The following is a 23466-nucleotide window of genomic DNA, read 5'->3' on the forward strand; positions in this document are numbered from 1 at the left end:
CGCCCCCTCAGGCAGAGATTCTCAAGGCAAAGAAAAACCCAGCCCCGGTGGTCCGGAGCGGGGTTCCTCGCGGTGGCGGCGATCAGCCCGCCAGCATCTCCAGCGCCTTCTGCAGCTTGTCGCGCGCCTGGGCGGCGGCATCGCGGCGGTCGCGCTGTTCCTCGATCACGTCCTCCGGTGCCTTGGCGACGAACTGCTCGTTCGACAGCTTGGCGTCGATCTTGTCGATCTCCTTCGACAGCTTGTCGATCTCCTTGGTCAGGCGGGCGCGCTCCTTGTCCAGGTCCACGATGCCTTCCAGCGGCAGGATCAGCGTCGCCTCGTCCAGCACGTCCTGCACGGCGCTCTTCGGAACCGGGCCGGACAGCGGCTCGACGCTCGCCAGACGGGCCATGCGCAGGATCAGGTCGCGGTGGGTGGCGAGCCGCGACAGGCTCTCCGCCGCCGGGTCCTTCAGCTTCAGCTCGATCTGCGCCGCCGGCGGGACGTTCATCTCCGACCGCATGGAGCGGACGGCGGTGATCAGCCGCACCACCCAGTCCATCTCGTCCCGCGCCGCCGGATCGATCAGATCGGCCCCGAGATCCGGCCATTCGGCGGAGATCAGGCGGTTGGCGCGCCCGGCCGACAGCTGTTCCCACAGCTCCTCGGTGATGTAGGGCATGATCGGGTGCATGATGTGCAGGATGTTGTCCAGCACCCAGGCGGTGGTCGCCCGCGTCTCCGCCTTCGCCGCCTCGTCGCTGCCGGCGAGGATCGGCTTGGTGAACTCCATGTACCAGTCGCAGAAGGTGCCCCAGGTGAACTGGTAGGCCGCACTCGCCGCCTCGTTGAACCTGTAGGCGTCGATGGCCTCCGCCACCTTCTTCGCGGCGTCGGCGAGCGCGCCGACGATCCAGCGGTTGACCGTCTGCGTCAGCCCGACCGGGCGGTAGCCGGCGACCGGCTCGCAGCCGTTCATCTGGCAGTAACGGGCGGCATTCCACAGCTTGGTCGAGAAGTTGCGGTAGCCCTCGACCCGGCTGACCGCCAGCTTGATGTCGCGGCCCTGGGCGGCCATGGCGGCGAGCGTGAAGCGCAGCGCGTCGGTGCCGTACTGGTCGATCAGGTCCAGCGGGTCGATGACGTTGCCCTTGGACTTCGACATCTTCTGGCCCTTCTCGTCGCGGACAAGGGCGTGGATGTAGACGGTGCGGAAGGGCACGTCCTTCATGAAGTGCAGGCCCATCATCATCATCCGGGCGACCCAGAAGAAGATGATGTCGAAGCCCGTCACCAGCACGTCGGTCGGGTAGTAGCGCTGCAGCTCCGGCGTCTCGTCCGGCCAGCCGAGCGTCGAGAAGGGCCAGAGCGCCGATGAGAACCAGGTGTCCAGCACGTCCGGATCGCGGGTCAGTTCCACGTCCTGGCCGTAATGGGTCCTGGCGGCGGTGCGCGCCTCCTCCTCCGTCTCCTCGACGAAGAACGAGCCGTCCGGGCCGTACCAGGCCGGGATCTGGTGGCCCCACCAGAGCTGGCGGCTGATGCACCAGGGCTGGATGTTGCGCATCCACTCGAAATAGGTGTTCTCCCACTGCTTGGGCACGAACACCGTCCTGCCGGTCTCCACCGCCTCGATCGCCGGCTTGGCCAGCGTGGCGGCATCGACATACCACTGGTCGGTCAGCCAGGGCTCGATGGCGACGCCGGAACGGTCGCCGTGCGGCACCATGTGGGTGTGCGGCTCGATCTTCTCGAGCAGGCCGAGCGCCTCGATCTCGGCGACGACCTTCTTGCGCGCCTCGTAGCGGTCGAGGCCGCGATAGGCCTCCGGAACGTCGTCGCCGGTGAGGCGGGCGTCGCGGTCCATGATGTTGATGGCGGCAAGGCCGCAGCGGCGCCCGACCTCGAAGTCGTTGAAGTCGTGGGCCGGGGTGATCTTCACCGCGCCCGAGCCGGTCGCCGGGTCGGCATACTCGTCACCGACGATGGGGATGCGGCGGCCGACCAGCGGCAGGATGACGTGCCTGCCGATCAGGTCCTGGTAGCGCTCATCCTCCGGATGGACGGCGACGCCGGTATCGCCCAGCATCGTCTCCGGCCGGGTGGTGGCGACGGTGATGAAGCGGCCCTCCTCGCCCTCGATCGGGTAGCGGAAGTGCCAGAGGTTGCCCTTCACCTCCTTCTGCTCGACCTCCAGGTCGGAGATGGCGGTGTGCAGCTTGGGGTCCCAGTTGACCAGCCGCTTGTCCTTGTAGATCAGCCCCTGCCTGTGCAGCTCGACGAACACCTTGCGGACGGCGCGGGACAGCCCCTCGTCCATGGTGAAGCGCTCCTTCGCCCAGTCGGGCGAGGCGCCGAGGCGGCGGAGCTGGCGGGTGATGGTGCTGCCGGACTCGGCCTTCCACTCCCAGACCTTTCCGACGAACTTCTCGCGGCCCAGGTCGTGGCGGGTGACGCCCTCCTTCGCAAGGTTGCGCTCGACCACCATCTGGGTGGCGATTCCGGCATGGTCGGTGCCGGGCTGCCACAGCGTGTCGCGCCCGCGCATCCGGTTGTAGCGGATCAGCAGGTCCTGGATGGTGAAGGTCAGCGCGTGGCCCATGTGCAGGCTGCCGGTGACGTTCGGCGGCGGCATCATGATCGTGTAGGGAACGGCGTTGGAGCCGGTGTCGGCGGCGAACGCGCCCGACTCTTCCCACAGACGATAGTGCTTTTCCTCGACCTCGGCCGGCCGGTACGTCTTGTCCAACATCACCAGGAACTTTCGCTTTGGGCCCTAATCAGACGGCGGGGCGGGCGGCGGGCGCCGCCCGGTTCAGAACTTCTGCGACCGCCGGATCATGCGGTCGATCTCCTGCTGGACCAGCCGCTCGACGATCGTCGGCAGATTCTCGTCCAGCCATTCCTTGAGCAACGGCTTCAACAGCTCGCGGACCACTTCCTCCACGGTGCGGATGCCGACGGGCATCGGGCCGATGGACAGGTCGTCGCCGAGCTCGCGCGCCAGATGGGTGAAATGGTGCGAGGCATCCTCGGCGGTGCGGCGCGAGATCAGCCCGTCATCCAGGTCGAGCGCCCGCGAGCGCGGCCGGGGGCGCGGCGGCGGCTCGTCGTCGTCCTCGAACTCGTCGAAGGCCGGCATCGGCCGCTTGGGAGCGGGGCGCGGCGGCGGGGGCGGCGGTTCCGGATCCGGCATGTGGAAGGCCGGCATCGGCTCGGGCTCCGGCTCCGGGAAGGCCGGCTCGTCGGGCCAGGGATCGGGCTCCGGCTCCGCCATCGGCGGCGTGTCGTCCTCCACCATCTGGGTGAGTTCGAGCACGTCGTCATCGTCGTCGTCCATCACCGGCGGCGGCGGTGGCGGGGGCGGCGGAGGGGGAGGCGGCGGGGGCGGCGGAGGGGCGGCGCTGGTCGTCTCTGGCCGCCCGGGTTCGCCGTCTTCCGAGATGATTCGGCGAATGGAGGCGAGGATCTCCTCCATCGACGGTTCTTGCTGATTCTTATCACTCATCGTGGCAAACCCAGAACGTCATCGAACCGCAACCACCCTGCCCCGGCGACACTAGGACAGGCCAGGACAAAAAGCCACCAGACAAGAACGGCCCGCCGAGGCGGGCCGTCTGGATCACTCCGACACCTCGGTGCCGAACCACTTGTTCCGTGTCTTGTCGTAGTTGGCCTTGGGGTCATAATACTGCACCGGCAGGCTGAGCTGCTGGGCGGTCAACTGACCCGTCGCGGCGAGCACGTTGAAGGCGGCGACCATCTCGTCGCGCTGGGCGCGCACCAGGAAGACGCGGGCGTTGAGCAGTTCCTGCTCCTGGTTCAGCACGTCGAGAACCGTGCGGGAACCGACCTGCGCCTCCTGCCGGACGCCCTCCAGGGCGATTTCCGCCGCCTTGATCTGGGCGGAGTAGGACTCGATGCTCGCCCGGGCGGTCTGCAGCGACTGCCATGCGCTGATCGCCGATTCGGAAACCTGGCGGCGGGCTTCCTCGATCTGCAGGCGGGCCTGGTTGGCGGTCTGCTTGGCCTCGCGGACAAGCGCCTCCGGCTGGCCGGCCTGGTAGAGCGGGATGGTGACCTGGGCCACCACCTGGGCGCTGTCCTGGCGGTTCAGCTCGATGCCCGACGTGCGGCCGGGGTCGAAGGTCCGGGTGCCCTGGGCGGTCACGTTGACCGACGGCAGGAGACGGCCGAACTGCTGGTCCACCGCGGCCTGCTGCGCCGACTCGGAATAGGAGGCGGCGAGCACGCTCGGGTTGTTGGCGCGGGCCATCTCGACCAGCTCGTCCAGCGTCGCCGGCAGCTTGAACTTCGGTTTCGGCGCCTTGAGCTGCTGGCCGGGGGAGGTGCCGATCACGCGCTCGTAGGTGGCGCGCACCGACTTGAGCTGGCCTTCCGCGGAAATGCGCGAGGCGATGGCGCCGGCCAGGCGCGACTCGGACTGGCTGACGTCGGTGCGGGTGTACTCGCCGACGCGGAAACGGTCGCGCGCGGCCTCGAGCTGGCGGCGCAGCACCTGCTCGTTGTTGATCTGCAACTGCAGCACGGCCTGGTTCATCACCACGTCGAGATAGGCCTGGGCGGCGGTGAGCAGCACCTGCTGTTCGGAGGAGATCAGCGAGGCGCGCTGCGCCTCGACCAGCCGCTCGGCCCGGCGGACGGCGGGGCCTACCGTGGGATCGTAGACGGGCTGGGTGGCGCTGAGCCCTACGGTCTTCGGGTTGTACTCGGTCCCGCTGCTGCCGCCGCTGAACTTCGCCTCGCCGGCGGTTCGGCCGATCGAGGCGGTGGCACGGACGGTCGGACGGTAGCCGGACAGGGCCTGCGGCACGCCTTCGTCGACCGCGCGCAGGCGGGCCCGCTGGGCGCCCAGCGTCGGGTTGTTGCCATAGGCCTGGGCAAGCGCCTGTTCGAGGGTCTGCGCCCACGCGCCATCGGCACCGATGACGGTCACGCCGAGGGTCAACGCGGTCGCCAGCAACCGGCGCGCAAAACGGCTTCGCATGGTCATGTTCAGTAGACCTTCATGTTCGGGTCGATTTGCCTTGCCCACGCATCGACGCCACCGCCCAGATTGGTGACGCGATCGAAGCCACGCATCCGCAGCCACATGGTCGCTTGCGCGCTGCGGCCGCCATGGTGGCACACGACGATGATGTCACGGTCGGCGGGAAGCTCGGACACCCGCTCCGGCAGGGTCGCCAGAGGCATCAGGACGCTCCCCCCGATCGCGCAGATGTCCCGTTCCCACGGCTCGCGCACGTCGAGGAGGAAGGGGGTCTCGCCGGCCTTCAGGCGCCGGTCCAGCTCCTCCACCTCGATCTCGAACGGAACGGCCATGGGCTCCTACCCCTGCGTGGACTCGGCTGAACTCACTCGTACCCAGGAAAGGACGGCCTGCGACAAAAAAGCAAACCAAAACGTCAGCGGGACCTTTGCGGCCCGCCGGAGCGCGTTGGATCAGAACACGAAGGCGGGCTTCGGCTCGAATCCCGGGAGGGTCCGGGGGTGCGCCTCGAACAGAATGCGGTGCGAAACCACCCCGCCGATTCGCTGATAGAGCCGGACCGAACCGACGCCGTTGTCGTTCAGCACGGGGGCGACCAGACGGCCGCCCTCGGCGAGTTGGTCGAGCAGCGCGTCGGGGATGTGGGCGACGGTGCCCTCGACGACGATGACGTCGTAGGGCGCCTTGGCCGCGTGGCCGCCGGTCATGTCGCCGGCGACGACGGCCGCGTTGGCGATGCCGGTGGCCGACAGCGCCGCGGAGGCCCGGGCGACCAGATCCGGGTCGGAATCGAGGCCGACCACGCTGGCGCCGAGCCGGGCCAGGACGGCGGTCGAATAGCCGCCGGCGCAGCCGACATCCAGCACCGTCTCCGTTTCGCCGACGCCCGCTTCCTGCAGCATGCGGGCGAAGACCATCGGCTCCATCACGAAGCGGCCCTTCCCGATCGGCAGGTCGTCGTCGACATAGGCGATGCCGCGGACCGATTCCGGCACGAACTGCTCGCGCGGGAGCTCGGACATCGCCTCGACGAGGCGATGATCGGTCACCTTGTTCGGGCGGATCTGGCCTTCGACCATGTGGAAACGGGCGGCGGCGTAATCGGTCATGGCGATCGCTTATGGATTTGTTGGGACGGCGAGGGGCGCCAAGCCGACTGCAACGGCTTTGCTGCCATGACGGCTATATATCCGCAAACACGCGCGAAACACAACGCCGCAACGCCCGCGGGGCGGCTGTCCAAGGCGTCGCACCCGGGCAGGTGAAAATACCCTCACCATTCGCCTTGACCTGCACCGCCCTGGCGGCTATACCAGCGCTCCCACACTGCAGCGCCCCCCGCAAGGGTGGCGCCGGATACCAAGGATGGCGCGGTGGCAGAGTGGTGATGCAGCGGACTGCAAATCCGTGTACGTGGGTTCGATTCCCGCCCGTGCCTCCATCCTTACCCCTGGCCGTGCCGGGGTGGCCGCGAAACAGTGGCGACGGGATTGCAAGAGCCTCGCGTGAGCGGGGCTTTTTCGTTTTTGCCCTCCCGGTCCGGCGGCTCCCGTCCTTGCGACTATAGGGCGCCCGACCGGCCGGCGAGCGCCCTCCCCCACAGTGCTTCTAACCGTCGGTAGCCGCGGGAGCGGGAGCAGCCGGGACGACCTGCGGGGCTGCCGGCGCGGGGACCGGGCTGGTGGCGAAGGGCGACGACGGGTCGACCGCCGATGGCGCGAGCTGGACCGGGGCTGCCGGATTGCCCTGCCCGTCAGGCTGCGCCTGCGGCCTGGCTGGCTCCGGCGCCGGGGCGGGCTTGGCCTCCTCCGCCGTCTTCGGCTTTTCCGCCGCCGGCTTGGCAGCCTCGGTCTTGGCGGGATCGGTCTTGGCGGGATCGGCCGCGGCCGGATCCACGGGGCTGGAATAGTCGGGGATGATGCGCGCCTGGGCGCCGCCGATCACCAGCACCTTCTGCCCGATGGGCAGCGGCTTCGGCTCGCGCTGAGTCACCGACACCATCTCGCCGTTCGGCTTGCGGACGATGTACTCCCAGCCGGTGGTGTCGCCGGTGATGTGCTCCAGCGTCGTGCCGACGATGCTGCCGAGCGCGGTGCCGCCGACCGTGCCGAGCGCGGAGTTCATCCCGCCCGTGCCGACCTGCGCGCCGAGGATGCCGCCGGCGGCCCCGCCGGAGACGGCGCCGACAGTGCCGCCGGCGCTGATGGAGACCTCGCGGAAACCGACGACCACGCCGGTCTCCACCTTGTTGGTCTGCTGGACCGCGCTGCCGGAATAGGTGTTCGGCGAGTAGTCCGATGTGCAACCTGCGAGGCCGACGATCACAGCGGCGCGCAGGCAGAGCGAAACTGTACGAAGCAAGAGGAGAACCATCCGCTTGGTGACCTGAAGGCTGTGATAGGCGATGGCGGGGGCAAAGTCACACGACATTTTATGGAGTCGGCCATGCCCGGGCGCAGGCGTGGCCGGACAGTTGGCCGGACGGACGAAAATTTTTGTGCAATAGGGCTTGGCAGAGGCCGAAGCTTTGTTTATAAGCCCGCCCACGCCAGCGACGACACAACGTCGACGGCGCCCGCCGCAAAGGCGGTCCTGATCCCGGTTAGCTCAGTCGGTAGAGCAGCGGACTGTTAATCCGCGTGTCGCTGGTTCGAGTCCAGCACCGGGAGCCAATCTGATGAAGGCCGGAAGCCAGCGCTTCCGGCCTTTTTCTTTTCCCGCCATTCCCTGCCGGCCGCCGGTCCGGTTCGCGCGCGGCCCCGCCTGCGGCGTCAATGCGCCGGCGGAGCCATTGTTCCGCGATCCGGTGCGGCTAAGCCGGCACGGCCGGCCCTGCGGCCAAAAGACACCTCACCCCTCTCCGAATCGGACGGTTATCCCGGCCGATAGCAGGCGTATACTGGCGGAAGGTTGGTGTCACACCGGTTTTCCCCCTCTCGTCACGGATGGAGGGTTGCCATGTTCCGGCCTTATGGATTGCGCTCTTTCGGGGCCGCCCATCCCGGCGGCCAGTTGAACGGCGGCCATCTCAACCGCGGGTTCGGCGGCGGTGCCGGCGATCATCGCGGCGACGGCTGGCTCGGGGCGGCGGTGCTGTTCCTGGTCGCCGTGGTCGCGGCGCTCGCCATCCTCAGCGTCGACTGGCGCGCCGCGTCGCACGATGACGGGCCGGTCTTCCGGGAAGGGTCCCGGCCGATGCTGATGACGCCGATGCCGCGCTGAGGCTGTCGGCCCAGGCTGTCGGCCCACGGCCCGTTCGGTGCGGGCTACTCGATGTATGCGTCGCCGGTGTCGGCTTCCCCCAGCTCGTCCGGCGAAGGGAGGATCACGCGCTTCCACTCGCCGCACCAGTCGGTCGACAGGGTGATGGGGAAGCTGCCCTCCGGGCTGCGCGGGGTCACCACGGGAGGAAAGCGGCGGCAAGTGCCTTTCGGCCCCCGCTGGCGCAGCCCCTGCCCCTCCCAGTAACGACAGGTGTAGCAGGTCTCGGTTCGCTTCATCTGGCATCCGTCTGCGGCGGCCGCGCGGCAGGGCGTATCCCGGAGGATCGCAGCCTCAGTCCCGCGGCGGTTTCGCCGGCCTCATCTCATCGGAGCACTTGGCGTAATACGCTTTGATGTCCGCGTCCAGATCCCGGCGGCGGCGCCCCTCCTCCGAATCGTCCGGCGCCGAGGACAGGCGCTGGAATTCGGCGACGGCGCGTTCGAGTTCGGTCTCGCTGTTGATCGTCATGGCTGCTTCTTCCCTTCTTGCATGTCCGGTTGGGCATATCCGGCCGGGCATGTCCGGCCGGCGGTGTCCCCTGCACAACAGCTCCGGCCCCGGCCAAGTTTCCTGCGCGGAGCCGAATCCCGGCACGCCGTCCTTGCCATGGGCTGCGGGCGGAGCAATGTCATGGAGTGGCACCGGTCCAGGTGCGCGCAGGCGGGAGGGCGGCATGGCAGGCGTCGTCGGCAATCGTGTCACCCCTGCGCGGGCGCTGCTGCTTCTCCTGGCGATGCTCGCCCTGCCGGCCGCGCCGGCCCTCGCCCAGGCGCCGCGCGATCCCGCGGCGCAGAGCCTCGATCCGCAGCGGCTGGTCCAGGCGGTGGTGAGCATAACGGCCGCCATCCTGCCCGATGCGCAGAGCGCCCGGACGCTGGGGACGGAGCGCGAGGGCACCGGCGTGGTGATCGACGGCTCCGGCCTGATCGTCACCGTCGGCTACACGGTCATGGAGGCCTTCCAGATCCAGGTGACGACCGCCGAGGGCAAATCCTACCCGGCGGAGTTCGTCGCCTACGACATCGTCAGCGGCCTCGGCCTCCTGCGGGCCGGACCGGGCTTCAGCGCGCCGGCGCTGCGGATCGGGGAGTCGCGGCCGGTCGGCGAGGGCGACTCCCTGCTGGTCATCAGCGGCGGCCAGCGCTGGACGGCGCGGCCGGTGCGGGTGGTGAGCCGCCGCGAGTTCGCCGGCTATTGGGAGTATCTGCTGGCCGACGCCATCTTCACCGTTCCGCCGCTGCCGGCCTTCAACGGGGCGGCGCTGATCGACGGCAAGGGGAGGCTGGTCGGCATCGGCTCGCTGATCGTGTCGAGCGCCGTCGAGGGGCGCGGGATGCCCGGCAACATGTTCATCCCGACATCCGCCCTGATGCCCGTGCTGTCCGATCTGCTGGCCTACGGCAAGCGGCAGGAGCCGCCGCGCCCCTGGCTGGGCGTCACGCTGCGGGAGGAGCGCGGGCTGCTGCTGGTCGAGCGGGTGACGCCGGACAGCCCGGCCGAGACCGCGGGCCTGCGCCCCGGCGATTTCATCGTCGGGGTCGGCGGCCAGCGTTTCAGCGGGCTGGCGGACTTCTACCGCAAGCTCTGGAGCCTCGGTCCGGCCGGCGTCGCGGTGCCGCTGGAGCTGATGCGCGGAGCGCGGCTGCAGCCCGTCACCGTGCCCTCGGCCGACCGGATGCGCTTCCTGAAGCTGAACCCGACCTTCTGACCCTGAGCCCCCCTGCCCCGGCCGTCCGGCCCCTCGCCCGTCCGGCCCCTCGCCCGTCCGGCCATGCCGGAAGGAGGATCGCGCCGAGCCCGTCCTTGCGCTAAACCCGCGGGGTCGATCATCGCGCGAGGAGCAGGACCATGGATCATTCCGACATCGAGATTCTGGAGAAGAAGACCGCCTACAAGGGCTTCCTCCGGATCGACGTCTACCGCCTGCGCCACAGGAAGTTCGACGGTACCTGGACCGACGTGCTGCCGCCGCGCGAGGTGTGCGACCGCGGCCCGGCGGTGGCCGTGCTGCTCTACGATCCCGATCGCGATGCGCTGGCGATGATCGAACAGTTCCGCATCGGCGCCGCCGCCGCCGGCGGACCGGCCTGGATGACCGAGATCGTCGCCGGCATGGTGGACGAGGGCGAGACGCCCGAGGCGGTGGCACGGCGCGAATCGCAGGAGGAAGCCGGCTGCACCGTCCGCGAGATCGAGAAGATCTGCGACTATTACGTCAGCCCCGGCGCCTTCACCGAACTGGTGACCGTCTTCTGCGGCCGGATCGATTCGACGCAGGTCGGCACCTCCGGCGGCCTTGCCGACGAGCATGAGGACATCCGCATCATGGTCATCCCGGCCGAGGAGGGAATCCGCATGCTGGACGAGAACCGGCTGGTCAACTCCGTCAGCATCATCGCCATGGGCTGGTTCGCCCGGCACCGCGACGCGCTGCGCCGGCGCTGGGCGGGGATTTAACCACCCAGCACTTTCGTGAAATACAGAGTTCCACAGCGATACCTTGAAAGGTGAAGCCCCGCCCCCGATAGTGGAGGGCGCAAATCGTGCCTATCCTACAGGAGAGATCGTCGTGGACATTCGCAACGGCTTTATCGGCGCCATCGGCAACACGCCGCTGATCCGGCTGGAGGGGCCGTCGAAAGCGACGGGCTGCGACATCCTGGGCAAGGCGGAGTTCCTCAATCCCGGCGGATCGGTGAAGGACCGCGCGGCGTTCGCCATCGTCCGCGACGCCGAGGCGCGCGGGCTGCTGCGCCCCGGCGGGACCATCGTCGAGGGCACCGCGGGCAACACCGGCATCGGGCTGGCGCTGGTCGGCAATGCGCTCGGCTACCGCACCGTGATCGTGATGCCGGAGACGCAGAGCCAGGAGAAGAAGGACATGCTGCGGCTGGTCGGCGCCGACCTGCGGCTGGTGCCGGCGGTTCCCTATTCCAACCCGGACAACTATGTCCGCTATTCCGGCCGCCTCGCCGAGGAGCTGGCGAAGACCGAGCCGAACGGGGCCGTCTGGGCCAACCAGTTCGACAACGTCGCCAACCGCGAGGGCCACCGCCTGACCACCGGCCCGGAAATCTGGGAGCAGACCGGCGGCCGGGTCGACGCCTTCACCTGTGCCGTCGGCAGCGGCGGCACGCTGGCCGGCGTCGGGCTGGCGCTGAAGGAGCGCAACCCGGACATCCGCATCGCGCTGGCCGACCCGATGGGCGCCGCCCTCTACAGCTACTACACGACGGGCGAGCTGAAGTCGGAGGGAAGCTCCATCACCGAGGGAATCGGGCAGGGCCGGATCACCGCGAATCTGGAGGGGGCGCCGGTCGACCTCGCCTACCGGATTGCGGACGAGGAGGCGCTGCCGATCATCTTCGACCTGATCAAGACCCAGGGGCTGGTGCTCGGCGGCTCCTCCGGAATCAACGTCGCGGCGGCGATCCGGCTGGCGCGCGAACTCGGCCCCGGCCACACCATCGTGACCATCCTGTGCGACGGGGGGCAGCGTTACCAATCGAAGCTCTTCAATCCGGCCTTCCTCCGTGAGAAGACTCTACCGGTGCCCGACTGGCTCTGAGTCCCACAACCTCACGAGGCAACATGACGCCGATCTTTCGCGAGGACGCTTACGCGACACGCTGTAGCGCCACCGTCACCGCCGTGGACGACCGCGGCATCCGGCTCGACCGCACGGTCTTCTATCCGGCCGGCGGCGGCCAGCCCGGCGATACCGGCGTCCTGCGCCTCGCCGGGGGCGAGATCCGCATCGTCGATACGGTCAAGGGCGATGGCGGCCCGGACGACGTCATCCATGTCCCGGAGGCCGGCGCCGCCCTGCCCGCCCCCGGCGATCCGGTCGAAGGGGAGATCGACTGGGAGCGCCGGCACCGCCACATGCGCATGCACACGGCGATGCACCTGCTTTGCGCCGTGGTGCCGGGCTCGGTCACCGGCGGCCAGATCGGCGCCGACAAGAGCCGCCTGGACTTCAACGTCCCGGCGGAAAGCCTGGACAAGGACGCCATCGCGGAGAAGCTGAACGCGCTGATCGCCGCCGACACGCCGGTCTCCACGCAGTGGATCACCGACGAGGAGATGGCGGCCAAGCCGGACCTCGTCCGCACCATGTCGGTGAAGCCGCCGACCGGCAGCGGCCGGGTGCGGCTGCTGAACGTCGAGGGGGTGGACCTGCAGCCCTGCGGCGGCACCCACGTCCGGCGCACCGGCGAGATCGGCCGGGTCGAGGTCGTGAAGATCGAGAACAAGGGTAAACAGAACCGGCGCGTCGTGATCGCGCTGGCCGAGTGAGGAGCCGACACGCCATGACCGCCGAACAGGCCGTGACAGACCCGCTGGTCACCACCGACTGGCTCGCCGCCAACCTGGGGCGGAGCGACCTGCGGGTGCTCGACGCCTCCTGGTATTTCGCCTCGCAGAACCGCGACACCCGGGCGGAGTTCGCCGACAGGCACATCTCCGGCGCCGCCTTCATCGACGTCGACGAGGTATCGCAGCCCGACACCGCCCCCCTGCCCCACATGGTCCCGTCCGAGGCCCTGTTCGCGGATAGGATCGGCGGGCTCGGCATCGGCAACGACGACACGGTGGTGGTCTACGACACCGCCGGCCTCGCCACCGCCGCCGCGCGGGTCTGGTGGATGTTCCGCCTGTTCGGCCACGACAAGGTCTTCGTCCTGGACGGCGGCCTGCCCAAATGGCTGGCCGAGGGGCGCCCGACCGAATCGGGCCCGGCGAGCCCGGCGGCCAAGCCCTTCGCCGCCCGCCTGCGGCCGGAACTGCTGCGCAAGGTGGAGGACGTCGTCGCCAACCTGGACCGCAAGGCGGAGCAGGTGGCCGACGCCCGTGCGCCGCAGCGGTTCGAGGGAGCCGCGGCGGAGCCCTGGCCGGGCCGGCGCAGCGGCCGCATTCCCGGCAGCGTCAACCTGCCCCACACCGAGCTGATGGCCACGGACGGCAGGACGATGCTGCCGCCGGACGCCATCGCGGACAAGGCGAAGGCGGCGGGGCTGGATCTCGGCAGGCCGGTCGTCGCCTCCTGCGGCAGCGGCATCACCGCCTGCGTCATCGCGCTGGGCCTCTATCGCGCGGGCAAGCCGGACGTGGCGGTCTATGACGGGTCCTGGGCCGAGTGGGGCATCCAGCAGGACCTGCCGATCGAAACCGGACCGGCCGCAAAGTGAGCGGCGGCTCGGTCGAGGGAGGCTCGGTCGAGAGAGGCTTGGCGGTCCGCGCGTTCCGGCCCGAGGACCGGGACGCGCTCATCGCGCTGTGGACCGCCGGCGGCCTCACCGTCCCCTGGAACGATCCGGTGAGCGACATCGCGCTGGCGATGTCCCGGCCGAACTCCACGATCCTGGTGGGGACCGAGGATGGCCGGCCGGTCGCCAGCGTCATGGTGGGCTATGACGGGCATCGCGGCTGGTTCTATTACCTTGCCGTCGATGCCGCCTGCCGCCGGCGCGGCCATGGCCGCCGGATGGTCGAGGCGGCCGAAGCCTGGCTGACGGAGGCCGGGATGCCGAAGGCGATGTTGATGGTGCGCGACAGCAACCATGCCGTGCTGGCCTTCTATGAACGGTTGGGCTATGCCCGTTCCGACACCATCGTGATGCAGAAATGGCTCAAGACTTCCTGAACCAGCCGGCGGCGAGCCCGGTCCCGCCCGGTCACCTTCCGGTCATCGTCACCTATCTGGAGATGGCGAGCCCGCCCGACCGCCCGGCAGTGCCGAAGCCGCCGGGGGACCTCGCGCTGGTGCGGGCCAATCCGCCGACCTGGTCCTTCTACCGCTATCTCTACGACACGGTGGGCGAGCCCTGGCTGTGGCACGAGCGCCGCCGCATGCCGCGCAAGGAGCTGGAGCGCAGCATCCACGACCCGCGCGTCGAGGTCTGGGTGCTCTACGTCGACGGCACGCCCGCCGGCTATTTCGAGCTGGACGGCCGGGCGCCGGAGATGGACCTCGCCTATTTCGGCCTGATCCCGGACTTCATCGGCCGCAAGCTCGGGCCCTGGTTCCTCGACAGCGCCATCCGCATGGCGTGGGAGCGCAAGCCGAAGACGCTGCTGGTGAACACCTGCAGCTTCGACCATCCGAAGGCGCTGGGCCTCTACCAGAAGATGGGCTTCGTCCCGATCCGCCACGTCGCCCGGCGCATCCGCGATCCGCGGGTGGACGGCTTCCTGCCGCGCAGTGCCGGGGCGCACATTCCCATCGTGGAATAGGCCCATCGTGGAGCAGGCTGGCCGCCGGGTGAGGCCGCGAGAGCATTAATCAGGTTTATGCACCGGTGCGCGGCACGGCGGGGCGTCAGCCCTCCGCCGTGCCGCGCTGCCGTGTCCCGCTGCCGGGCGTATAGGATAATGCACCCAATCCATCCAATCCAATCCGGATTATCGGGCGACCTGTGTCGAGCGCGAGCATCCACGCCGGCTGAAGCGCAGCGACAGACGGGGAGATGGCCGGATCAAGCCCGGCGGCGATTTTCGAGAGGATTGCGGGCAGGCTCCCCTGCCCCGTCAGCCCAGCACTTCGGCCAGCGCGGCGATGAGGGCACGGTTTTCCTCTTCCTGGCCGACGGTGATGCGCAGGCAGTTGGCGAGGCCGTAGTCGGCGACCGGCTTCACCAGGATGCTGCGCGCCGCCAGATGGTCGAGGATCGTCTGGACACCCAGCGACGGGTCGGCCGGCACCTGGGCCAGCACGAAGTTGCAGACGCTGGGATAGACGCGCAGGCCGACATGCTCCAGCTCGCGCGACAGCCAGGGCAGCCACTCGGCATTGTGGGCGTAGCTCGCCTCCTCATGGTCGGTGTCGGCGATGGCGGCGGATGCCGCGGCCTGGGCGGCGACGCTGACGTTGAAGGCGCCGCGGATGGCGTTCAGCGCATCGATGACCGAAGCCGGGCCATAGCCCCACCCCACCCGCAGGCCGGCCAGCCCGTGCATCTTGGAGAAGGTGCGGACCATCAGGACGTTGTCCGCGTTCTCGACGATCTCCGTGCCGTCGGAGTAGTTCGAGCGCCGGCAATACTCGGCATAGGCCGAATCGAGCACCAGCAGCGTGTGCGGCGGCAGGCCGGCGCGCAGGCGCAGCACGGCCTCGGCCGGGATATAGGTGCCGGTGGGGTTGTTCGGGTTGGCGAGGAAGCAGATGCGCGTCCGGTCGTTGGCGCGGTCGATCATCGCCTCGACGTCGACCACCATGTCGCGCTCGGCCGCGACCACCGCGGTGGCGCCGGCGGCGCGGATGGCGCGCAGGAAGCCGCGATAGCCGTGTTCGTGGCACAGCACCTCGTCCCCTGGGCCGGCGAAGGCCTGGGTCACCAGATGGATCAGCTCCTCCGAGCCGGCCGAACAGATGACGTGGTTGGGGTCGATGCCGTGCCGCGCCGCGATGGCGTGGCGGAGCTGGTCCTGGCTCCAGTCGGGATAGCGGTGGATCTGCCCGGCGGCATGGCGGTAGGCATTGAGCGCCGCCGGGCTCGGCCCCAGCGGATTCTCGGTCAGGGAGAGGTCGATCCAGCTTCGCCCGTCGCGCGGCGGCCGTGCCGACCGGTAGGGCTTGATCTGCCGGATCCCGGGGCGAGGGCTGAGCAGCTCCATGGCGGCGACTCCGTTGTGCAATGCGAAGGCGGCAGCAACGGAGCGCATTGAACCCGAAACCGAAGCGCGCCGCCAGAGGTCATTGCGACGCGCATCGGTGCCGGACGCTTTCCTAATGGCTGAGGATCTGGCTGAGGAACAGCCGCGTCCGCTCGGACTTCGGGTTGGTGAAGAAGGCGTCGGGCGTGTCCTGCTCGACGATCTCGCCGCGGTCCATGAAGATCACGCGGTCGGCGACGCTCTTGGCGAAGCCCATCTCATGGGTCACGCACAGCATGGTCATGCCGTCCTCGGCGAGGCCGATCATGACGTCCAGCACCTCCTTCACCATCTCGGGGTCGAGGGCGGAGGTCGGCTCGTCGAACAGCATGATCTTCGGGTTCATGCAGAGCGAGCGGGCGATGGCCACGCGCTGCTGCTGGCCGCCGGAGAGCTGGCCGGGGAACTTGTGCGCCTGCTCGGCGATGCGCACGCGCTTCAGATAGCGCATGGCGATCTCCTCCGCCTCGGCCTTCGGCGTCTTGCGGACCCAGATGGGGGCGAGCGTGCAGTTCTCCAGCACCGTCAGGTGGGGGAACAGGTTGAAGTGCTGGAACACCATGCCGACCTCGCGCCGGACCAGCTCGATGTTCTTCAGGTTGCCGGTCAGCTCGATGCCGTCGACGACGATGCTGCCCTGCTGATGCTCCTCCAGCCGGTTCAGGCAGCGGATCAGCGTCGACTTGCCCGATCCGGAGGGGCCGCAGAGGACGATCCTCTCGCCCTTGCGGACGCTGAGGTCGATGTTCTTCAGGACGTGGAACTCGCCGTACCACTTGTTGAGGCCGGAGCAGCGGATGATCGGTTCGCCGTCCGGAAAGCTGCGCGCGGAAGTCGCGGGCTGGGCCATTGGTCTCGTCTCCCTGAATTTACCGGCGGCGGTGACGGTTGAGGTCGCGTTCCAGCTTCTGGCTGTATTTCGACATGCTGTAGCAGAACACCCAGTAGATCACCCCGATGAACAGGTAGGCTTCCTTGTAGAACCCGCGCCAGGCCGGGTCGGACAGCGCCGCCTTGGCGGTGCCGAGCAGGTCGTAGAGCCCGATGATGATGACCAGCGAGGTGTCCTTGAAGAAGCTGATGAAGGTGTTCACCAGCGGCGGGATGGCGATGGCGAGCGCCTGGGGCAGGATGATCTTGCGCATCTTCTGCCAATAGCCGAGGCCAAGGGCGTCCGCCGCCTCGTACTGGCCCTTGGGGATCGCCTGCAGGCCGCCGCGGATCGCCTCGGCCATGTAGGCGGAGGCGAACATGATGAAGGCGATCTGGGCGCGCAGCAGCTTGTCCACCGAGACGCCGTTCGGCAGGAACAGCGGGAACATCACCGACGCCATGAACAGCAGGCTGATCAGCGGGACGCCGCGGATCAGCTCGATGTAGGTCACCGACAGCACCCGCATCGCCGGCAGGTCGGAGCGGCGGCCGAGCGCCAGCAGGATGGCCAGGGGAAAGGCCACGGCGAGGCCGATGACCGACAGGATCAGCGTCAGCGGCAGGCCGCCCCAGCGGCTGTTCTCGACATAGCTGAGGCCGAACACCCCGCCCCACATCAGGATGGCGACGACCGCGATGCCCGCCGCCCAGACCAGCGCCAGCCAAGGCTTCCAGAAGCGCCGGTCGCAGCTCGCCAGCAGCAGCGCGATGACGACCGCGATGGTCAGCAGCGGCCGCCACTGCTCGTCATAGGGGAAGGTGCCGAACAGGATGAAGCGCAGCTTCTCGCCGATGAAGCCCCAGCAGGCCCCGTCGGTGGCCGCGCGGCAGGCCGGCGAGCTGGCGTCGAAGCCATGCGCCCTGACCAGCAGCCAGTCGACGAAGGGCGGGATGGCGCTGCCCAGCAGCACCAGCACCAGAACCGTCAGGATGGCGTTGTACCAGGTGTTGAACAGGCTCTGCCGCAGCCAGGCGACGGCGCCGACGGTGTTGGCCGGCGGCTTCATGTCCGGCGTGGCGCCGGCGGTTTGCACATTGTCCGTCATGGCCGGTCACCGCTCCACCAGCGCGATGCGCTTGTTGTACCAGTTCATGAAGAGCGAGATGCTGAGGCTGATGGTCAGGTAGGTGCCCATGATCATCGTCACGCCCTCGATCGCCTGGCCGGTCTGGTTCAGCGTCGTGTTCAGGATCGACACCACGTCCGGATAGCCGATGGCGAGCGCCAGCGAGCTGTTCTTCGTCAGGTTCAGGTATTGGCTGGTCAGCGGCGGAACGATGACGCGCAGGGCCTGCGGCAGAACCACCAGCCGCAGCGTCTGCCCGCCGGTCAGGCCGAGTGCCCGCGCCGCCTCGGTCTGGCCCCAGTTGACCGCCAGGATGCCGCTGCGCACCACCTCCGCGATGAAGGCGGCGGTGTAGACGGTCAGGCCGATGAGGATGGCGAAGAATTCCGGCGAGATCACGAGGCCGCCGCGGAAGTTGAAGCCGGCCAGAACCGGCATGTCGAGCGCGGTCGGCGCCCCGCCGGCGATCCAGGTGGCGAGCGGCAGGCCGAGCAGCAGCAGGAACGCGATCCGCCCGGTCGGGAAGGGCTGGCCGGTGCGGGCCTGCCGGGCGGCGGCCCAGCGGCGCAGGAAGATGACGGCGATCACCGCCACGGCGAACGCGATGCCCATCGCCTGCCAGATCGGGTCGTGGCTCGGCACCGGGAACCACAGGCCGCGCTGCGACAGGTAGACGCCAGGCAGGGGGTTCAGCGCCTGCCGCACCGCCGGCAGCCCGTCCGACGCCAGCGCGTACCAGAAGAAGAGCTGCAGCAGCGGCGGGACGTTGCGCACGATCTCGACATAGGCGGACGCCAGCTTGGCGACCAGCCAGTTGCTCGACAGCCGCGCCACGCCGATCAGCGTGCCCAGCAGGGTCGCCAGCACGATGCCGATCACCGACACCTTCAGCGTGTTCAGCACGCCGACCAGGAAGGCGCGCCCGTAGGTATCCCTCGGCGAATAGTCGATCAGCGATTCGCCGATGCCGAAGGAGGCCTCCCGCTCCAGGAAGCCGAATCCGGTGGCGATCGACCGCCGCTCCAGATTGTCCAGCGTGTTTGAAATCAGGAACCAGCCGACCAGGACGACCGCGCCGACCACCACGATCTGGTAGAAGGCGGCACGGAACATCGGGTCGCTGAGGGAAAAACTCGCACCTCGCGGCGCAGCGGCGCCGCGAGCGTTCCGGGTCTCTGTGGCCACGGATCACTCCCTCGTCGTCGCGCCCGGCGCGGTACCGGAAGGCCTCCCCAGGCTTCCCGTCCGCAAGGCACGACCCTCACGTCTCCCAAGGATGGCGACCGGCGCGGGCGATTGGTCTGTTGCCCTGCGCCGCCATCCTCCCGACCGAAGGGGGCCGTCCGTCCCTGTCCCGGCGGCGGACGGCCCCGCCGCTCTCCTTTACCGGATCGGCATCGCGTACTGCAGGCCGCCCTTCGTCCACAGGGCGTTCAGGCCGCGCTCCAGCTTCAGCGGGGTGCCCGGGCCGACGTTGCGGTCGAAGATCTCGCCGTAGTTGCCGATGGTCTTGACGACGTTGTAGGCCCACTTGTCGTCCAGGCCGAGCGCCTTGCCCATGCCGGCCGAGGTGCCCAGCAGGCGCTGGATCTCGGGGTTGGTGCTCTTGGCCTGCTCGTCGACGTTCTTGGAGGTGATGCCCGACTCCTCCGCCTGGATGGTGGCGTAGACCACCCACTTCACGATGTCGAACCACTGGTCGTCGCCGTGGCGCACCGCCGGGGCCAGCGGCTCCTTCGAGATGACCTCCGGCAGGATGACGTGGTCGTCCGGAACCGGGGCCACCGCGGCGCGGGTGCCGGCGAGGCCGGACACGTCGGTGGTCAGCACGTCGCAGCGGCCGGCGAAGTAGGCGGCGTTCACCTCGTCGTTGTTCTCGATCACGACGGGGGTATAGGACATGCCGTTGGTGCGGAAATAGTCGGCGAGGTTCAGCTCGGTCGTCGTGCCGGACTGGACGCAGACGGTGGCGCCGTTCAACTCCTTGGCGCTCTTCACGCCGAGCTTCTTGTTCACCATGAAGCCCTGGCCGTCATAGTAGGTCGGCGAGGCGAAGTTCAGGCCCACCGAGCTGTCGCGGGTGAGCGTGACGGTGGTGTTGCGCGACAGCAGGTCGACCTCGCCCGACTGGAGCGCCGGGAAGCGCTGCTGGGCGGACAGAGGGGTGAACTTGACCTTGTTGGGGTCGTTGAAGATCGCCACCGCGACGGCGCGGCAGTAATCCACGTCGAGGCCGCGCCAGTTGCCGGCGCTGTCGGGGCTGCCGAAGCCCGGAAGGCCGACGTTGACGCCGCACTGGACGAAGCCGCGCTGCTTGACGGTGTCGAGCGTGCCGGCCTCGGCGCCGGCGACGGCGGTGACGGCCAGAGCAGCGGCGGTCGCGGCCAGGATTCGCAGTTTCATTATTAGCCTCACCCTGTTCATGTTTTGTGTGGTCTTTGAGGATGCCCGGCATGTCCCCGCGGCCCCCGGAACCGGTCCGGTAGCGTCCGCGATCGGGGATGCCTTATGACGAGAATGTATCAATCGCGGCAGCCTTGTCGAATCCTTCCGTGCAGTGGTCACACCACTTGGACGAGAGACGAACCCCATCCTTGTCAGGGGGTTACCCCGCTCACTCCGCGGTAGCCACTCGTCGCGGCAGGTGCCAAGATGCCAGCGCGACGGGGTATCCGGACCGGCAGTTCCGGTCGTTGCCGGACCCGAGTTACAAAATGGATGGACGATGAAGGACACGAGCAAGGAAACCACTCTGATCCATGCCGGTCGTAACCCGCATGCCAACCACGGGATCGTCAATCCGCCGGTCTATCATTGCTCGACCGTCCTGTTCCCGACTCTGGACGCGCTGGAGGAGAGCGACCGCAACCCGCTGGAGGGCATCCATTACGGCCGGATGGGCACCCCGACCTCCTTTGCGTTCGAGGAGGCGGTGGCGGCTCTCGAAGGCGGTTACCGCGCGGTGAACACCGCGTCGGGGCTGGCCGCCATCGCCACCGGGCTGATGGCCTTCACCAAGGCGGGCGACCATATCCTGGTGACCGACAGCGCCTATGGCCCGACCCGGCGATTCTGCAAGGAGACGCTGGCCCCCTACGGCGTGGAGGTGGAGTTCTTCGATCCGGCCGTCGGAGCGGGGATCGAAGCCCTGCTGCGCCCGAACACCAGCGTCGTCTTCCTCGAATCGCCGGGCTCGCTGACCTTCGAGGTGCAGGACGTGCCGGCCATCACGGCGGCGGCCAAGCGGGTCGGCGCCACGGTGATGATCGACAACACCTGGGCGACGCCGCTGTTCTTCCGCCCGCTGGAGCATGGGGTGGACGTCTCCATCCATTCCGCGACCAAGTACATCGTCGGCCATGCCGACGCGATGCTGGGCGTGCTGGTCTGCCGCGACGAGGCGAGCTGGACGGCGGTGAAGAAGGCCGCAACCCGGTCCGGCACCACCGGCGGGCCCGACGACCTGTTCCTCGGCCTGCGCGGCCTGCGCACCCTGGCGGTCCGGCTGAAGCAGCACCAGGAGAGCGCGCTGGCGCTGGCCGGCTGGCTGGCGGCCAGGCCGGAGGTGAGGCGGGTGCTGCACCCCGCCCGCCCCGACTTCCCCGGCCACGCCCTGTGGAAGCGCGACTTCGGCGGCTCCTCCGGCCTGTTCTCCATCGTCATCGACCCGGTGCCGCGGGCGGCGCTGGCGGCGATGCTCGACCATCTGGAGCTGTTCGGCATGGGCTATTCCTGGGGCGGCTTCGAGAGCCTGATCCTGCCGACCCGTCCGGCCGCCATGCGCAGCGCCACGCGCTGGACCGATCCCGGGATCGTGCTGCGGCTGCATGCCGGCCTGGAATCGCCCGACGACCTGATCCGCGACCTGGAGCACGGCTTCCGGCGCATGCGGGCCGCCCTCTGACCTCCGGTCCATTCGAGAAAGGAAATGCCGATGACGGACGCCACCGCGTTCGACGCCGTCCTCGCCGCCATCAGCTTCAACGCCGACGGGCTGGTCCCTGCCATCGCCCAGGCCGAGGGAACCGGCGAGGTGCTGATGATGGCCTGGATGAACCGCGAGGCCGTGGTCGAGACGCTGACCACCGGCCGCGTCTGCTACTGGTCGCGGTCGCGCCGCGGCCTTTGGCGCAAGGGCGAATCCTCCGGTCAGGTGCAGATGCTGAAGGATTTCCGCGTGGACTGCGACGGCGACACGCTCCTGCTGATCGTCGAGCAGCAGGGCGTGGCCTGCCACACCGGGCGGCGAAGCTGCTTCTATCGCGCCTGGCGGGACGGCACGCTGGAGACCATCCAGGAGGTGGAGACGGACCCGAGCGTGCTTTACGGGACTCCGCACACGCATGGCGCGTAGGGACGCCGGTGCAATGCAACAGCATTTGATCTAAATCAAGGTTGCCGGGGGCGGAGGGGCTACAACGGGGCTGTCTCTAACCCTCCCTGTATTCGACTGCACCGGAGTTTTCCTGACTGGAAAGCTCCGGTTTCTTTTTTGCGTGGTAAGACCAGTTTGGGAGAGGAGATTTCAAAAACCGGGTTCGGATTGATATGGATCAACGAACGGCATAGCCGCTTCGGCTAGGCTCCGTTCGTCTCTAACCCTCCCTGTATCGACTTGAACCGGAGCCTCCCTGGAGCCTCCGGTTCATTTTTTTGCGCCTGCAAAAATCGGCATGGCGGCCGCGCCCACGCTGACCTGGATCAAGGCGGCGGCGCGACTGCCGGCGCATCGTTGTGCTTGTCTCCCATCCATTCCGCAACACCTCCGGGGGCGCCGCACGCGGCGTCCCCGTTTTCTTGCCGTTTCCATGGCCTCACGGCCGCGGGCGGGAGCGGGTCCAACGCAGGATGCCGGCGATCACCATGATCGGAACGACGATCACCGCGCCGATCAGGACGTAGGGAAGCGCCCAGCGTCCGAGCGACAGGGCGAGATCGGCGACCTCCCCCACGGTGGCCCAGGTGTCGCGGAAGATGCTCGCCGGATCGATCTGGAAGACCGAAAGCAGGACACCCACGAGGAAGCAGAGAATCAGCGTTTGGACGACCCAGCGGAGCACGGGAACAGGATCCTGGACAGTGGACGTGCCGGCGGGCGACGGCGGCCGGAGCCGCGCACCCGTCCCGCGTTCAACGCCGTCGATCGGTCGAGGTTCCGCTGGATCGCATGAGACGCTGCCGCCCGGCCGTCCACCCGGACGATTGGCGCGGCGAACTGGTCACCGCTGCTGTGGATAACTCTGTGGAGGGACGAGGGCATGTCCGCCCGGCAGGACAACCGCTTCGTCCAAGCCAGATCTCGCGGTTGCACTACGACGAAAAAACAGGTGCGAAATCAGCCCTTTGCGCTTCGCCCAAAGAGTTAGACGCACAAACTATTCTGACAATGAACTGATAACCGGTGCGGGGGATAAATTTCCGCACAAATGACCGTTGCCGGCCCGGATGGCGACCCAGCAGGATTCGAACCTGCGACCTGCCGCTTAGAAGGCGGCTGCTCTATCCAACTGAGCTATGGGGCCCCGGCCCGAGGCCGCTTGGCCGGCCGCCGAG

At 68.5% G+C, this 23466-nt stretch carries 24 protein-coding genes and 3 tRNA genes; 12 read left to right on the top strand and 15 right to left on the bottom strand.

Annotated elements, in window-relative coordinates:
* Positions 1 to 82: 82 nt before the first annotated feature.
* The 5 genes from DEW08_RS12890 to DEW08_RS12910 form a co-directional block, all read right to left on the bottom strand.
* Positions 83 to 2734: a valine--tRNA ligase gene (locus DEW08_RS12890; RefSeq protein ID WP_181449420.1), complete on the bottom strand. Its 2652-nt coding sequence runs from the start codon at positions 2732 to 2734 to the stop codon at positions 83 to 85.
* Between the two features lie 63 nt (positions 2735 to 2797).
* Complete coding sequence (locus tag DEW08_RS12895) at positions 2798 to 3490, bottom strand: DUF2497 domain-containing protein (RefSeq protein WP_109327696.1); 693 nt, start codon at positions 3488 to 3490, stop codon at positions 2798 to 2800.
* 114 nt (positions 3491 to 3604) lie between these two features.
* Complete coding sequence (locus tag DEW08_RS12900; protein ID WP_342760731.1) at positions 3605 to 4990, bottom strand: TolC family outer membrane protein; 1386 nt, start codon at positions 4988 to 4990, stop codon at positions 3605 to 3607.
* 8 nt (positions 4991 to 4998) lie between these two features.
* A complete protein-coding gene (locus DEW08_RS12905; protein WP_109327700.1) occupies positions 4999 to 5325 on the bottom strand; it encodes a rhodanese-like domain-containing protein in 327 nt (108 codons plus the stop codon).
* Between the two features lie 120 nt (positions 5326 to 5445).
* Complete coding sequence (locus tag DEW08_RS12910) at positions 5446 to 6102, bottom strand: protein-L-isoaspartate O-methyltransferase family protein (RefSeq protein ID WP_109327702.1); 657 nt, start codon at positions 6100 to 6102, stop codon at positions 5446 to 5448.
* 258 nt (positions 6103 to 6360) lie between these two features.
* Between DEW08_RS12910 and DEW08_RS12915 the strand changes: the two genes are divergently transcribed.
* Positions 6361 to 6434: transfer RNA gene (locus tag DEW08_RS12915), tRNA-Cys, on the top strand.
* A 167-nt stretch (positions 6435 to 6601) separates the two neighbouring features.
* Here the strand turns inward: DEW08_RS12915 and DEW08_RS12920 are convergent.
* The gene (locus DEW08_RS12920; protein WP_245986202.1) at positions 6602 to 7354 is read right to left on the bottom strand and encodes an outer membrane lipoprotein; all 753 of its coding nucleotides are present in this window, start codon (positions 7352 to 7354) and stop codon (positions 6602 to 6604) included.
* 235 nt (positions 7355 to 7589) lie between these two features.
* Here DEW08_RS12920 and DEW08_RS12925 point away from each other — a divergent pair.
* Both DEW08_RS12925 and DEW08_RS12930 read left to right on the top strand, forming a co-directional pair.
* A tRNA-Asn gene (locus DEW08_RS12925) sits at positions 7590 to 7665 on the top strand.
* A gap of 286 nt (positions 7666 to 7951) precedes the next feature.
* The gene (locus tag DEW08_RS12930) at positions 7952 to 8215 is read left to right on the top strand and encodes a hypothetical protein (protein ID WP_109327704.1); all 264 of its coding nucleotides are present in this window, start codon (positions 7952 to 7954) and stop codon (positions 8213 to 8215) included.
* 44 nt (positions 8216 to 8259) lie between these two features.
* On the opposite strand, the gene DEW08_RS12935 is transcribed toward DEW08_RS12930, so the two are convergent.
* Positions 8260 to 8493 carry a hypothetical protein gene (locus DEW08_RS12935; protein ID WP_109327706.1) on the bottom strand — a complete coding sequence of 78 codons (234 nt, stop codon included), beginning with the start codon at positions 8491 to 8493 and terminating at the stop codon, positions 8260 to 8262.
* Between the two features lie 55 nt (positions 8494 to 8548).
* The gene (locus DEW08_RS31185) at positions 8549 to 8725 is read right to left on the bottom strand and encodes a hypothetical protein (protein ID WP_168220357.1); all 177 of its coding nucleotides are present in this window, start codon (positions 8723 to 8725) and stop codon (positions 8549 to 8551) included.
* 205 nt (positions 8726 to 8930) lie between these two features.
* Here DEW08_RS31185 and DEW08_RS12940 point away from each other — a divergent pair, with 205 nt between their 5' ends.
* From DEW08_RS12940 to DEW08_RS12970, 7 genes are all read left to right on the top strand, one after another.
* A complete protein-coding gene (locus DEW08_RS12940) occupies positions 8931 to 9965 on the top strand; it encodes a S1C family serine protease (RefSeq protein ID WP_245986204.1) in 1035 nt (344 codons plus the stop codon).
* A 140-nt stretch (positions 9966 to 10105) separates the two neighbouring features.
* Complete coding sequence (locus DEW08_RS12945) at positions 10106 to 10714, top strand: NUDIX domain-containing protein (RefSeq protein WP_109327709.1); 609 nt, start codon at positions 10106 to 10108, stop codon at positions 10712 to 10714.
* A 112-nt stretch (positions 10715 to 10826) separates the two neighbouring features.
* Positions 10827 to 11825 carry a cysteine synthase A gene (locus DEW08_RS12950; protein ID WP_109327711.1) on the top strand — a complete coding sequence of 333 codons (999 nt, stop codon included), beginning with the start codon at positions 10827 to 10829 and terminating at the stop codon, positions 11823 to 11825.
* 23 nt (positions 11826 to 11848) lie between these two features.
* Positions 11849 to 12556 carry an alanyl-tRNA editing protein gene (locus tag DEW08_RS12955; RefSeq protein WP_109327713.1) on the top strand — a complete coding sequence of 236 codons (708 nt, stop codon included), beginning with the start codon at positions 11849 to 11851 and terminating at the stop codon, positions 12554 to 12556.
* Between the two features lie 14 nt (positions 12557 to 12570).
* Positions 12571 to 13449, top strand: a complete 879-nt coding sequence (locus DEW08_RS12960) for a rhodanese-like domain-containing protein (protein ID WP_109327715.1) — start codon at positions 12571 to 12573, stop codon at positions 13447 to 13449.
* 38 nt (positions 13450 to 13487) lie between these two features.
* Positions 13488 to 13904: a GNAT family acetyltransferase gene (locus DEW08_RS12965; protein WP_168220358.1), complete on the top strand. Its 417-nt coding sequence runs from the start codon at positions 13488 to 13490 to the stop codon at positions 13902 to 13904.
* Complete coding sequence (locus DEW08_RS12970) at positions 13886 to 14494, top strand: GNAT family N-acetyltransferase (RefSeq protein ID WP_109327719.1); 609 nt, start codon at positions 13886 to 13888, stop codon at positions 14492 to 14494. The genes DEW08_RS12965 and DEW08_RS12970 overlap by 19 nt, the downstream gene beginning before the upstream one ends.
* Before the next feature lie 294 nt (positions 14495 to 14788).
* Here the strand turns inward: DEW08_RS12970 and hisC are convergent, their stop codons facing one another.
* The 5 genes from hisC to DEW08_RS12995 form a co-directional block, all read right to left on the bottom strand.
* Positions 14789 to 15874 (bottom strand): histidinol-phosphate transaminase, encoded by a 1086-nt coding sequence (hisC, locus tag DEW08_RS12975; protein ID WP_109327722.1) that lies wholly within the window; start codon positions 15872 to 15874, stop codon positions 14789 to 14791.
* 112 nt (positions 15875 to 15986) lie between these two features.
* Complete coding sequence (locus DEW08_RS12980) at positions 15987 to 16763, bottom strand: amino acid ABC transporter ATP-binding protein (RefSeq protein WP_109327724.1); 777 nt, start codon at positions 16761 to 16763, stop codon at positions 15987 to 15989.
* A 19-nt stretch (positions 16764 to 16782) separates the two neighbouring features.
* Positions 16783 to 17892 (bottom strand): amino acid ABC transporter permease, encoded by a 1110-nt coding sequence (locus DEW08_RS12985; protein WP_109327726.1) that lies wholly within the window; start codon positions 17890 to 17892, stop codon positions 16783 to 16785.
* A 6-nt stretch (positions 17893 to 17898) separates the two neighbouring features.
* Positions 17899 to 19098: an amino acid ABC transporter permease gene (locus tag DEW08_RS12990; protein WP_109327728.1), complete on the bottom strand. Its 1200-nt coding sequence runs from the start codon at positions 19096 to 19098 to the stop codon at positions 17899 to 17901.
* A gap of 198 nt (positions 19099 to 19296) precedes the next feature.
* Complete coding sequence (locus tag DEW08_RS12995; RefSeq protein ID WP_109327730.1) at positions 19297 to 20316, bottom strand: amino acid ABC transporter substrate-binding protein; 1020 nt, start codon at positions 20314 to 20316, stop codon at positions 19297 to 19299.
* Positions 20317 to 20638: 322 nt separating this feature from the next.
* On the opposite strand from DEW08_RS12995, the gene metC reads away from it, so the two are divergent.
* Positions 20639 to 21817 carry a cystathionine beta-lyase gene (metC, locus tag DEW08_RS13000; protein WP_109327732.1) on the top strand — a complete coding sequence of 393 codons (1179 nt, stop codon included), beginning with the start codon at positions 20639 to 20641 and terminating at the stop codon, positions 21815 to 21817.
* A 30-nt stretch (positions 21818 to 21847) separates the two neighbouring features.
* Positions 21848 to 22267, top strand: coding sequence for a phosphoribosyl-AMP cyclohydrolase (gene hisI, locus DEW08_RS13005; protein ID WP_109327733.1), 420 nt, complete (start codon positions 21848 to 21850; stop codon positions 22265 to 22267).
* A 460-nt stretch (positions 22268 to 22727) separates the two neighbouring features.
* On the opposite strand, the gene DEW08_RS13010 is transcribed toward hisI, so the two are convergent.
* Together DEW08_RS13010 and DEW08_RS13015 are read right to left on the bottom strand one after the other, a co-directional pair.
* Positions 22728 to 22973 (bottom strand): hypothetical protein, encoded by a 246-nt coding sequence (locus DEW08_RS13010; RefSeq protein WP_109327735.1) that lies wholly within the window; start codon positions 22971 to 22973, stop codon positions 22728 to 22730.
* A 386-nt stretch (positions 22974 to 23359) separates the two neighbouring features.
* A tRNA-Arg gene (locus DEW08_RS13015) sits at positions 23360 to 23435 on the bottom strand.
* Positions 23436 to 23466 lie beyond the last annotated feature (31 nt).

The sequence above is a fragment of the Azospirillum thermophilum genome (assembly GCF_003130795.1).
Classification (GTDB): domain Bacteria; phylum Pseudomonadota; class Alphaproteobacteria; order Azospirillales; family Azospirillaceae; genus Azospirillum; species Azospirillum thermophilum.